Here is a 12,184-nt window from a genome sequence, read left to right on the forward strand (position 1 = left end):
TTGATGGAAAAAGTCGAACAAGCGCCAACATTTTCTGATGGCGTAAGAGCTTGTGTTCCGACAATTTTAGGTTATTTGGGGATTGGTTTTGCGATGGGTGTCGTCGGTAAAGGTATCGGGTTAAGTATTTTACAAATTTTTCTCATGTCATTAATTGTGTATGCCGGTAGTGCGCAATTTATTATTTGTGGCATGCTTGCGATCCAAGCACCGATTTCGTCGATTATTGTGACGGTCTTTTTTATTAATTTACGTCACTTTTTAATGAGTTTATCGGTTGCGCCCTATTTTCAAAAAGCAACGCTCTGGGAGAACATCGGGATTGGTTCTTTACTGACGGATGAATCGTACGGAGTCTTAACGACGTATTTACGTCAAAATCGGGTTGTCAGTGTCTCTTGGATGAATGGACTGAATCTGTTAGCTTATACCGTCTGGGTGGTTGCCACGGTCTTAGGCGGCGTTTTAGGACGCTTTATTTCGCATCCTGAGAGTTTAGGTCTTGATTTTGCTTTAGTTGCGATGTTTTTAGGTCTTTTTTTGTTTCAAGCCGAAGCAGAACTAAAGCGCAGTACGAAAAAAACATTGCTAGTATTAGCGAGTGTGTTTCTCAGTGTCTATGTTTTAATGTGGTGGACTAGTCCGGAACTAGCCGTAATTGGTGCGACTTTAATCGGTTCATTGATTGGAGGGTCTTTAAATGATTGATCAACGCTATTGGTTATTAATTTTAGGATGTGGCTTCGTTACTTGGTTTCCACGCGTCTTACCCTTTATTTTTTCCCGTAACATCACGTTTTCTCCACGTTTTCGTCAATTTTTAGATTATTTGCCATTATGTATTTTAGCAGCCTTATTATTACAAAGTTTGCTTTCCGTGGAGAATCAAGAAATACCAACGCTTAAAATTCAAGAAACACTCGCTTGTATTCCAACATTAATTGTTGGTTATTACACAAAAGATTTGATGAAAATCGTTATTACAGGTATTATAACAATAGCGCTTATCCGCCTCGTCGGATAATTCTCAGAAATAAAAGGAATGAGGAGACAAGATATGAATGAATTAGTCGCATCCGTTTTTAGCGGATTGATTATCGATGAAAATGAACAAGCATACTTTGTTCAAAAAAATGGCATCACGTTTCGATTAGAAAAAACAGAGGGCGTGCACGCGTTAGGTGACGCAGTAGAAGGGTTTGGCTATCAAAACCAAAAAGAAGAATGGTGTATGACAACGAACATTCCAACCATTCGCAAAAATCAATACGGTTTAGGTGAAGTCGTTGGCTCTAGACGTGATTTAGGCGTCTTTGTTAATATTGGCTTACTAGACAAAGATGTTGCCGTTTCACTGGATGAATTGCCTGTGATGCGTGAATTGTGGCCTAAAAAAGGCGATCACGTGATGATTACGTTAAGTGTTGATGAAAAAGGTCGTTTATGGGGTAATTTAGCAGATGAAAAATATTTTCAAGCGTTAGGGAAACCAGCGGATGAAGAATTATTAAATAAAGATGTCGCCGCAACGGTTTATCGCTTAAAATTAGTCGGAACGTTTGTGATTACCGATGATTATCATTTAGGGTTTATCCATCCTTCTGAACGTTATCAAGAACCGCGTTTAGGTGAAAAAGTAGCTGCACGTGTAATCGGCATTCGCCCAGATGGCTCGTTAAATTTATCGTTAAAACCACGAGCGCACGAAGCGATTAGCGATGATGCTGCGATGTTGTTAGCCTTTTTAAATCGAGCACCTGAAAATCAAATGAACTATACCGATAAATCCGATCCAGAAGAAATCCAAAAAATGTTTGGGATTAGTAAAGGACAGTTCAAGCGCGCGATGGGAAATTTAATGAAACAACGATTAGTCGAACAACAAGACGGCGTGACGCGTTTAGTAAAGAAAAACGACTAGTTCCCCTTGTGTAATTCGCAAGGCTACTTTATAATGATTCTTATGTTAATTAATTTATTGATTAGAATCATTATAAAGAGATGGGGGATACAATGACGATTAGCGATTCTTTAAAAAAGACGAAAAAACAATTACATGAATCAGGTTTTAAGTTAACTCCCCAGCGAGAAGCGACCTTACTTGTTTTACTCGAAAATGAAAAGGACCATTTATCAGCCGAAGAAATTTATTTTTTTGTTAAAAAGAAAAATGCTGATATTGGCTTGGCAACCGTGTATCGCACGTTAGAAATTTTAACCGATATTAAAATCGTAGATAAAATTAGTTTTGATGATGGCGTGGCACGCTACGACTTAAGAAAAGAAGGAGCTGCCCATTTTCATCATCATTTACTCTGTCTTGAATGTGGAAACATTGAAGAAATTGAAGAGGATCTTTTAAGGGACGTCGAAAAGATTGTCGAAAAAGATTTTCATTTTTTAGTCAAAGATCATCGTCTAACGTTTCATGGAATTTGCCAACATTGCCAAGCATTGAATCAAAGCTGAACTTTTCATTTCCAGAGAAGTTCAGCTTTTTTGGTTGTCGAACTATTCGAAGCGACGAAAATTTGGTATGATAGGGTGTTGAGAGTGGGGTGGAGAAAATGAATGAACAAATCATCGACTATTTACATTATTTAACGATTGAGCGTGGGCTCTCTGAGAACACCAAAACCAATTATCGGCGTGATTTGGAAAAGTATTTAGCCTACTTGACCTTGCACCAAGTACCGAGTTGGCAAGCTGTCGATCGTTTTATTGTCATTGATTTTTTACAAGAATTAAAAGAAGAAAAAAAATCTCCCGCAACACTCGCTCGAATGATCACGAGTTTGCGTCAATTTCACCAGTTTTTAAGACAAGAACGCTTTACCGATCATAATCCCATGCAACACATTGAATTACCAAAAAAAGCGCAAAAATTGCCGGATATTTTAAGCTTATCAGAAGTGGAACAGTTAATTGAAACACCTGATACGAATGAAATATTAGGCATTCGCGACCGGGCAATCTTAGAAGTCTTATATGCGACAGGCTTACGGGTGAGTGAGTTGGTCGGACTGCGTTTAGAAGATTTACATTTGAGTATGGGACTGCTCAAAACAATCGGAAAAGGCGACAAAGAGCGTATCGTCCCACTCGGTGATTTAGCGATTGAGTGGATTGAATGCTATCTTGCGCAATCACGCCCGTCTCTAACCGCTAAACAACCCGATGAAACCCATTTGTTTGTCAATCGCCACGGGAAAGGGTTGAGCCGTCAAGGAATCTGGAAAAATTTGAAAGGCTTAGTCCGTCAAGCAGGCATCCATAAAAATGTCACCCCTCATACGTTGCGTCATAGTTTTGCGACCCATTTGTTAGAAAACGGGGCGGATTTACGAACGGTGCAAGAATTGTTAGGGCACGCAGATATTTCGACGACACAAATTTATACCCACATTACGAAAAAACGCATGACAGAAGTCTATAAGCAGTTTTTCCCAAGAGCCTAAAGAAAAAAGGATGAGACGATGCAAGAGATTCAAATTAAATTAGATGTCTTTGAAGGGCCGTTAGATTTACTACTGCATCTAATTCAAAAATTAGAAATTGACATTTATGATATTCCCATTGCGGCTGTGACCGATCAATATATGAAATACATTCGTGCGATGAAAGCTTTTGAACTGGGCGTTGCCGGTGAATATCTGGTGATGGCTGCGACGTTAATGGCGATTAAAAGTCAAACATTGCTGCCAACGATGACCAGTGATTATGATTTTGAAGAAGACTATGAGCAAGAAGACCCACGCGAAACATTGGTGACGCAACTGTTAGAATATCGAAAATTTAAATATGCAGCCGAATGTTTAGCTGAAAAAGCGGAAGAACGGAGTCAATATTTTACCAAGGAACCGATGAATGTGGGGGCTTTTAAAAGTGAAGAACAACCTATTTTAAAAGCTAATCAACTGACAACAATCGATTTATTTTTAGCATTTCATCAAATGCTTGAAAAAAAACGCCAAGAAACACCGTCAGAAACCACCATTAGTGCGGAAGAAGTGACGATAACCGAAAAAATGAGTTGGCTAGAAAACCAAATACAAGCGCTCAAACCAAAAGAAGGGCGTCCGTTAACGACTTTTTTAACGACGTATACAAAAGGCGAAATCGTCATGACCTTTTTGGCTTTACTCGAATTAATGAAAAAGCAAAAAGTTTGTGTGGAACAAGCAGGTAATGACCAACCAATGATGGTCTATGCCGTAGATTAGGAGAGTTACATGAATAAACAAAGCGAAATTGAAGCGCTCCTTTTTGTCGTAGGCGATGAGGGAATCGCGTTAGAAGAATTAAGTTATTTACTCGAATTAAGCACCGCTCAAGTTTATACGTTCATTCAAGAATTAAATGAAACGTATCAACAAGATCAGCAGCGCGCATTGCAAATTTTAGAAGTGGGCAATCAGTTTATCTTAACGACGAAAAAAGAGCTCGCACCACTCTTAAAAAGGTATGCGCAGTCGCCACTATCGAACCGACTATCACAAGCGGCCATTGAGACGCTTGCGATTATTGCCTACAAACAACCCATTACCCGGATGGAAATTGAAGACATTCGTGGCGTCAAATCATCGGGTTCGATTCAACGCTTAGTCGGTTTACAATTAATTGAAGAACAAGGACGTGTCGAAGGGCCAGGACGCCCGATTCTGTACGGCACTACCCCTTATTTTATGGATTATTTTGGATTAAAAACCATGAACGAATTACCAGATATTCAACAAATGGAAGCAGATTTAGCAGAAGAAATGCCAAAAGATTTATTTTTGGACCAATTTCAAAAAGAAATTGCTGAGAAGCAATTAAGAGGAGACGTATAATGGAAAGATTACAAAAAGTATTGGCACATGCAGGTGTTGCTTCAAGACGGAAAGCGGAAGAATATATTTTAGCCGGACGTGTGAAAGTTAACGGTGTCGTCACAAAAGAACTTGGCACAAAAGTCAGCCACAAAGATCAAATCGATTTTGATGATGTACCGATCTATCAAGAAGAGCCTGTCTATTATTTATTTTACAAACCAAGAGGGGTCATCTCGGCTGTTTCAGATGACAAAGGGCGCAAAGTTGTAACAGACTTTTTCCCAAGTGTTTCTGAGCGTATTTATCCTGTAGGGCGTCTCGATTATGATACATCTGGATTATTACTACTAACAAACGATGGCGCATTCTCGCAAAAATTAACCCATCCAAAATATCAAATCGATAAAGTATACGTCGCGAAAGTAAAAGGAAAAGCCGATGACAAACAACTACAACCGTTAACCCGTGGGATTCGTATTGAAGGCCAAAAAATGGCCCCTGCCAAATGTGTTGTCATCTCAAATGATATTAAAACAGGCACAAGTATCGTCGAATTAACGATTCACGAAGGAAAAAACCATCAAGTGAAAAATATGTTAAAAGCAGTCGGACTGCCTGTACAAAAACTAAAACGCGAGCGTTATGGCCATTTAAACTTGGACAAACTAAGACCGGGGCAATCCCGCGAGTTGTCTAAAAAAGAAGTAAGTCAATTGATGGAATTGTCAAAAAGTAGTCAAAAAAAATAAATCAAACAAACTAGTTGATTTATTCACAAATATAGTTATAATAGATTTGTAACAAAAAATAAAAAAGGTTCGTCTTCAGGGCAGGGTGAAATTCCCGACCGGTGGTTAAAGTCCACGACCTGCTTTTTCCGCAAGAAAAAGTGGCTGAATTGGTGAAATTCCAATACCGACAGTACAGTCTGGATGAAAGAAGATAGGGCGTATTTAGGTTGTCTTAAAACGATCAATCGAGTACCCTATTTTTCTGCGCAGAAAAATAGGGTACTTTTTTTATCAAGTTGACCGTGGCAAGACGAATAAAGACGTTTGAAGATGTTTCCTAAACAATTAGGAGGATTTACAATGAGTAACAAAGTTCAAAAAATGGTTTCAGTGTCAATGTTTGCAGCAATGGGGTTGGTCATGCAGTTCGTCGCGTTTCCGATTCTACCAGTATTCCCGTTTTTAAAAATCGATTTTAGTGATATTCCCGTGTTATTAAGTATGTTTTTATATGGTCCAATGGCTGGAGTCGCTACTGCGTTTTTACGCTCCGTCTTACATACTATTACGACTGGATTATCGCCACAAAACTTAGTAGGAGATGTGGCAAGTTTTGTCGCAACAACAATCTTTACCTTGCCGATTTATTATATTTTCCGTCGAGGAACATCGCCGCTTAATAAGTTTTTAGGAATGATAACTGGCGTGCTAAGCATGAGTTTAGTTTTAAGCATCGCGAACTATTTTGTGATTACACCGCTGTACCTCATGTTTTTCGGTGTAACGGCCGATCAATTTTTAGGCATGTCACTCGCAAATTATATTGTCGTTGGTATTTTACCATTCAACTTAATTAAAGGAACGATGGTGAGTCTCGTCTTTTTAGCGCTTCATGCCAAATTATTGCCATGGTTAGCAAAAAAGCAACATTTTAGTCAAAACCAATCGTTTTAACATAAAAAGATAAAAAAAGTGGTCCATCATTACCTGAAAAGGGAATAACGGACCACTTTTTTCGTATTTAACAGACAGAAACCTTAATTTTCAAGTAGAATCGCTCGTGTGGGACATTTCTTATAAGCAGAAAGGACTTGTTCTTTTTGGTTCTTTTGAATAAACTGTTGATGAGCGCTTGGATCTTGGGCGAAGAGGACAATCCCTTCTTCATCGTAATCAAAAATGGTCGGTGCATAAACCGCACAGAGCCCGCAAGCAATACAACGTTCAGGCTCCAATTTACATAATTGAGGCATGGAATCACTACTTTCTGGAGGATGACTATGAATGCATTTATTTTAGCTTTATTTCAACGAAAGCACAAGCTAAAGTCAACGACACTTTTTCAAGTCTTGATAGGACGCCAAACGTCTTCGGTTTTATGTTATGCCTATTTCAATGACTTATTGCCGTACTTTAGAAGTTTTCCAGAACTGAGTGAAAACGACTTTCAACAACGATTACAAACGTTAACGAAACAAGGGTGGCTGCAAGCTGTCCCTTTAGAACTACATTATTATGAGATTACCACCAAAAAGCCAAAGGAAGAAACACCCACTTTTTCCCACTTAAATTATTTTCGTTTTGGAAAAAAAGAAAAAGAAGTCTGGCGCTTGATTCAATTACTCGTACAAGTCGCTTCTTATCTAGGAAAAAGCAAGGAGTATCTGCCCATCGAGAGTTCGCCTTATTCGTTAGCACGGATGCGCTATTTTGTCAGACAACATAAAGCGGTGCTGCGCGCGACCATTTATGAAGAATTAACCGTCTTATTGCAGGCACTCGAAAAAGAACAAGCGGACTTCCTCAGCCAAAGCTTTACCGGTCATCAACAAAACGGATTGGCCTTTTTTCAATTATTACCAGAAGCGTATCAAGCCTTTCCGCAAGATAAATTTTATGTTTCGAATAGCCTTCACGCATTTTTTTCTGAACTCGAACAACACCAAGAGTTTTTATTGTATCAATTTGTCGCGGATTTATTTGCCGAAAACCGCAATAAAAGTGCCGTTTCATCGATCCAACGATTCCAAGAAGGGATGACGCTTGCGCAAATTAGTCAGCAGCGACGGTTAAAACAAGGCACGTTGCATGATCATATGATTGAATGGGCGATCAGTGATGAACAGTTCCCGTTTCAGGCATTTTTGAGCGCTGAACAATACGATCGCTTGCAGCAATTACCGGCAAATTCATGGCAGTATCCTTATCGCACACTCCACTTACCACCAGAAATTTCATTTTTTGAACTACGCTTATATCAAATTCAAGAGAAAAGAGGGACGAAATGCTAGAACAAGCCTTACAGCACTATTTTGGATACCCCACTTTTCGTAAAAATCAAAAAGAAATCATTCAATCCTTGCTTGAAAAAAAGGATACGTTGGGGATTTTACCTACCGGAAATGGCAAAAGCCTTTGTTATCAATTGACAGGATATTTAAGTGAAGGCTTAGTGATTGTCGTCTCTCCTTTAATTTCGTTAATGGAAGACCAAGTCAACGCCCTGTTATCCTTTGGTGAAAAAAAAGTCGTGGCACTCAATTCGACGCTGCAACCGTTCGAAAAAGAATTTATCTTAAAACAATTACACCAATTAAAATTTTTATTTTTAAGTCCAGAGATGTTGTTACAACCACCTGTCTTAGCCGCCTTAAAAACACAAACAATCGCCTTATTTGTCGTGGATGAAGCGCACTGTGTTTCGCAGTGGGGGATTGATTTTCGTCCCGAGTATCGCAATTTATCGATTGCGAAACAACAACTAGGAAACCCCGTCACGTTAGCCTTGACCGCAACGGCGAATGCAGACGTGCAACGCGATATCCAAACATTGCTCTTAAAAGAAGACGCACAACTCTTTCGGGAGTCGGCCAATCGCGAAAACATTGCGTTATTTGTCGAAAAGACGAAAGACAAAAAGAACAGCCTCGCCAATCGTCTTGCTACGATTGAAGGCTCAGCGATTATTTATTGTGCTACCAGAAAAAACGTCGAAATGCTTTATCATGAACTCAAAGAAAGATATGCTATCGGATATTATCATGGTGGGCTGGATTATCAACAGCGCGCCTTTTTACAAAAACAATTTCAAGAACAACAATTACAGTTTTTAATTGCGACCAATGCGTTTGGCATGGGGATCAATAAAAGTAATATCCGCGTGGTGATTCATTATGATTTACCAGATAGTATGGAAAATTATATGCAGGAAATTGGTCGAGGGGGGAGAGATCAACAACAAAGCTATGCCATTTTACTGTATCAAGAAGGCGATGAACAAATTCACTATTACTTTCAACAACATACACGCCTAAAACGACAAGAATTAGCCTATCAAGTCGAACATCAAATCGAACTCCCTTTAGATGACTTACAAGAAAAATGGCGCCAACAAGGAGCGATTGAAGGGATGACGACTTTTTTAACTTCTTTGAAAAAAAACGAAACGTTAAAACAACAAAAATTAAGCGAAATGCTTGATTACATCCATTGGCAAGGCTGCCGCAGACAACGTATGCTCGCCTCTTTAGACGAAAGCGTCACGCGTTTTCCAGCCAAATGTTGTGATTATCACGGGGCCACCATGGACCTCGGCACGCCCACAAGTCAAAAAGAAAAACGGGGAACAAAAGACTGGCAAGAAATATTACAAAGAATGTTTAAAGATTAAAAAAGCTTATGAAATTATTAAGACAGGAAGTATTTTCCTATGGTATAATACTGCGAAGAGAACTAGGAGGGCAAAGATATTGAGTAGAAAAAAGAAACGCAACGATAATCAAGAAGAAACAAACGAATTATGGGAACAACCGATCTACGATACTGAAGGAGAAGAGACCTATAGTCGTTCTCAAAAACGCAACAAAAAGAAAAGCAATACAGCCTTTCTGACGACTGTATTAATCTTAATTTTCTTAATTGTAGCCATTCCCATTTCAGCAGGTGTCTGGGCTTTATACACAAAAAATAATCCAGAAACAACCTCAAAAACAACAGAGACAACAATGAGTTCAACGGTTGACTCGAGCTCATTAAGCAGTGAATCTTCAACAGTAGAATCATCTAGTCTCGAAACAAGTGAGACAAGTACAGAATCTTCCACTGTTGAATCACAAGAAGTCGTTGTACCTCCTGTTGAAAAACCAGAAACAGAAGTGACACCAACGCCTGAAACACCGACGGACGCTGAAACAGAGCAAAACCAAGCAACCGAAGGCGATTATATTGAAGTTTTATCTGGTGAAGGTCCAAATGCTGTTGCTGCACGTGCCGGTATTTCTGTGGATGAACTTTATCGTTTAAATGGCATGACTCCAGATAACTATTTCTTAAGTCCAGGCCAACAACTAAGAATTCGTTAAAAAACCGTCGCGGCGGTTTTTTTTCACGTAAAACACAAACAAGGGGTTTAAATCATGAAAGAAATCAATATCGCAATTGATGGTCCCGCATCATCAGGCAAAAGTACAGTGGCAAAAATTTTAGCCAAAAATTACGGCTATATTTATACCGATACCGGCGCAATGTATCGAGGAGTGACCTATTTAGCGATTAAACATCACGTGCCATTTTCAGACGAAGAAAAACTGGTGGAACTGCTTGATCGCTATCCAATTACGTTCGAACAAACAAGCGATGGTCAAAAAGTCTACGCAAATGGGGAAGAAATCACGGAGGCGATTCGCCAAAACGATGTCACCAACGGGGTATCTGAGGTATCCGCGTGGTCAAAAGTGCGCGAAAAACTCGTTGAAGTGCAAAAAGCAATCGCGAAAAACGGAGGCGTCGTCATGGATGGACGCGATATCGGAACGGCCGTCTTACCAACTGCCGAAGTCAAAATCTTTTTAGTCGCGAGTGTGTTAGAAAGAGCCGAACGTCGCTTTAAGGAAAATCAAGCTAAAGGGATCATGACCGATTTTGACACATTAAAGCAAGAAATTGAACAAAGAGACTATCTGGATTCGACGCGGGAAGTATCCCCTTTACGCCAAGCCGAAGATGCAGTGAAAGTCGATACGACTGGCTTGAGTATTTCGGAAGTCGTAAGTGTCATCGAACAAATCGTGGAAACACAAAAAAATAACCAAAATCGTTGATATTTTGAGCTCTTTTCTTTCAAATGAAAAAGAAAAGAGTTTTTTTGATGAAAAGATGAGAAATCGCTTTATTTTTATCTCAGAATAGCATACACTTAAGGTAGAACCGTTTTAAATTAGAATGAACGTTGTTAGGAGGACGCTTGTCATGACAGAATTTGAAAACAATCAGGTAGAATCTGGAAATGAATCAATGGAAGCCGCATTGGAAAGTTTCCAAGAAGTAAATGTGGGAGACGTTGTCAAAGGTGAGGTACTAGCCCTTGAAGACCGTCAAGCGATTGTAGGGATTGAAGGTGCAGGAGTTGAAGGCGTAATTCCCGCGAAGGAATTATCGACTTTACCCGTAGAGGATATCAATGAAGTTGTTAAAGTGGGAGACGTCCTAGATTTAGTCGTTATCTCTACTATTGGCAAAGATAAAGAAAATGGCAGTTATTTACTATCTAAACGTCGCTTAGACGCGAAAAAAGTTTGGGAAGAGATTGAAATAGATTTTAAAGAAGGAAAAATTATTGAAGCACCCGTAACGAACGTCGTTAAAGGCGGCTTAGTCGTTGATGTGGGTGTTCGTGGTTTCGTTCCAGCCTCAATGGTTGAAGATCACTTTGTCGATGATTTCGAAAGTTATAAAGGCCAAACAATGACGTTCAAAATCATTGAAATTGAACCATCTGAAAATCGTTTAATTTTATCACACAAAGCCGTTGTCGAACTTGAAAAAGCAGGTAAACGCGAAGAATTACTCGCAACTATCAAAGAAGGCGATCAAATTGAAGGAACGGTGGCACGTTTAACAGACTTTGGCGCATTCGTTGATTTAGGTGGCGTAGACGGTCTCGTTCACGTTTCAGAAATCGCACATACACACATTGCAAAACCAAGCGATGTCTTAACTGTTGGCGACAAAGTTCAAGTCTCAGTCTTATCCGTTGATCCATTAAAAGATCGCGTATCACTTTCGATCAAAGATACGTTGCCTGGACCATGGTCTGATATCGAAAACAAAGCAAGTGTTGGCACGACATTAGAAGGAACCGTGAAGCGTTTAACAAGCTTTGGCGCATTCGTTGAAGTCTTCCCTGGCGTTGAAGGACTTGTGCATATTTCGCAAATTTCACACAAACACATTGCAACACCGCATGAAGTGTTAACAGAAGGCGATAAAGTCCAAGTGAAAGTCTTAGAAGTGCATCCAGAAGAACATCGAATTGCGTTGAGCATTAAAGCCCTCGAAGAAAAACCGGAGAGCGAAGTTGCCAAAGAAATCGAAGAAGCCTACGTGTTACCTGAAGAATCAACAGGTTTTACGATGGGTGATATTTTAGGCGATGCCTTAAAAGATAATAATGAATAAATGAATGAGAGTCTGTGCGAAATCGCAGACTCTTTTTGTATGCAACAAATCTTATCCTTGTCAAAATAAAGTCGAGTGAGGCTCATAAAGGAAGAATAAAGCGCAATCTTGTTCTTTGTATTAAAAAAAGCGGTTTTATCACAGGGAATACTTGCAAGTTTCCTTTTCATTAGGTAAACTAGG

15 protein-coding genes and 1 riboswitch are annotated in these 12,184 nt (G+C 39.5%); of the genes, 14 read left to right on the plus strand and 1 reads right to left on the minus strand.

The window, feature by feature from the left end; all coding sequences use genetic code 11:
* Positions 1-3: 3 nt before the first annotated feature.
* The 9 genes from RU93_RS00075 to RU93_RS00115 all read left to right on the plus strand — a co-directional run bounded on the left by RU93_RS00075 (position 4) and on the right by RU93_RS00115 (position 6,499).
* Entirely contained in the window at positions 4-708 is a 705-nt protein-coding gene (locus RU93_RS00075; protein WP_071873580.1) for an AzlC family ABC transporter permease, read from the plus strand.
* Complete coding sequence (locus RU93_RS00080) at positions 701-1,024, plus strand: AzlD domain-containing protein (RefSeq protein WP_071873581.1); 324 nt, start codon at positions 701-703, stop codon at positions 1,022-1,024. The genes RU93_RS00075 and RU93_RS00080 overlap by 8 nt, the downstream gene beginning before the upstream one ends.
* Positions 1,025-1,057: 33 nt before the next feature.
* Positions 1,058-1,921, plus strand: a complete 864-nt coding sequence (locus RU93_RS00085) for a CvfB family protein (protein ID WP_071873582.1) — start codon at positions 1,058-1,060, stop codon at positions 1,919-1,921.
* A 92-nt stretch (positions 1,922-2,013) separates the two neighbouring features.
* Complete coding sequence (gene fur, locus RU93_RS00090) at positions 2,014-2,469, plus strand: ferric iron uptake transcriptional regulator (RefSeq protein WP_071873583.1); 456 nt, start codon at positions 2,014-2,016, stop codon at positions 2,467-2,469.
* Between the two features lie 98 nt (positions 2,470-2,567).
* Positions 2,568-3,458, plus strand: a complete 891-nt coding sequence (gene xerD, locus RU93_RS00095; protein WP_071873584.1) for a site-specific tyrosine recombinase XerD — start codon at positions 2,568-2,570, stop codon at positions 3,456-3,458.
* Positions 3,459-3,476: 18 nt separating this feature from the next.
* Positions 3,477-4,223: a segregation/condensation protein A gene (locus tag RU93_RS00100; protein WP_071873585.1), complete on the plus strand. Its 747-nt coding sequence runs from the start codon at positions 3,477-3,479 to the stop codon at positions 4,221-4,223.
* A gap of 9 nt (positions 4,224-4,232) precedes the next feature.
* The gene (scpB, locus tag RU93_RS00105; RefSeq protein ID WP_071873586.1) at positions 4,233-4,832 is read left to right on the plus strand and encodes an SMC-Scp complex subunit ScpB; all 600 of its coding nucleotides are present in this window, start codon (positions 4,233-4,235) and stop codon (positions 4,830-4,832) included.
* Positions 4,832-5,563, plus strand: a complete 732-nt coding sequence (locus RU93_RS00110) for a pseudouridine synthase (protein WP_071873587.1) — start codon at positions 4,832-4,834, stop codon at positions 5,561-5,563. The genes scpB and RU93_RS00110 overlap by 1 nt, the downstream gene beginning before the upstream one ends.
* Positions 5,564-5,630: 67 nt before the next feature.
* A riboswitch (FMN riboswitch) is annotated at positions 5,631-5,762 on the plus strand.
* Positions 5,763-5,905: 143 nt separating this feature from the next.
* Entirely contained in the window at positions 5,906-6,499 is a 594-nt protein-coding gene (locus tag RU93_RS00115) for an ECF transporter S component (protein ID WP_071873588.1), read from the plus strand.
* Between the two features lie 83 nt (positions 6,500-6,582).
* Here RU93_RS00115 and RU93_RS00120 read toward each other — a convergent pair whose 3' ends face one another.
* Positions 6,583-6,798 (minus strand): ferredoxin, encoded by a 216-nt coding sequence (locus tag RU93_RS00120; RefSeq protein ID WP_071873589.1) that lies wholly within the window; start codon positions 6,796-6,798, stop codon positions 6,583-6,585.
* A gap of 27 nt (positions 6,799-6,825) precedes the next feature.
* On the opposite strand from RU93_RS00120, the gene RU93_RS00125 reads away from it, so the two are divergent.
* The 5 genes from RU93_RS00125 to rpsA all read left to right on the plus strand — a co-directional run bounded on the left by RU93_RS00125 (position 6,826) and on the right by rpsA (position 12,001).
* Positions 6,826-7,836 (plus strand): helix-turn-helix domain-containing protein, encoded by a 1,011-nt coding sequence (locus RU93_RS00125; RefSeq protein ID WP_071873590.1) that lies wholly within the window; start codon positions 6,826-6,828, stop codon positions 7,834-7,836.
* Positions 7,830-9,215: a RecQ family ATP-dependent DNA helicase gene (locus RU93_RS00130; RefSeq protein ID WP_071873591.1), complete on the plus strand. Its 1,386-nt coding sequence runs from the start codon at positions 7,830-7,832 to the stop codon at positions 9,213-9,215. The genes RU93_RS00125 and RU93_RS00130 overlap by 7 nt, the downstream gene beginning before the upstream one ends.
* 79 nt (positions 9,216-9,294) lie before the next feature.
* Positions 9,295-9,906: an SAG1386/EF1546 family surface-associated protein gene (locus RU93_RS00135; protein WP_071873592.1), complete on the plus strand. Its 612-nt coding sequence runs from the start codon at positions 9,295-9,297 to the stop codon at positions 9,904-9,906.
* A 54-nt stretch (positions 9,907-9,960) separates the two neighbouring features.
* Positions 9,961-10,644 carry a (d)CMP kinase gene (cmk, locus tag RU93_RS00140; RefSeq protein WP_071873593.1) on the plus strand — a complete coding sequence of 228 codons (684 nt, stop codon included), beginning with the start codon at positions 9,961-9,963 and terminating at the stop codon, positions 10,642-10,644.
* Positions 10,645-10,792: 148 nt separating this feature from the next.
* Complete coding sequence (gene rpsA, locus RU93_RS00145; protein WP_071873594.1) at positions 10,793-12,001, plus strand: 30S ribosomal protein S1; 1,209 nt, start codon at positions 10,793-10,795, stop codon at positions 11,999-12,001.
* Positions 12,002-12,184: the final 183 nt, after the last annotated feature.

Source organism: Enterococcus aquimarinus (assembly GCF_001885765.1).
Classification (GTDB): Bacteria; Bacillota; Bacilli; order Lactobacillales; family Enterococcaceae; genus Enterococcus_I; species Enterococcus_I aquimarinus.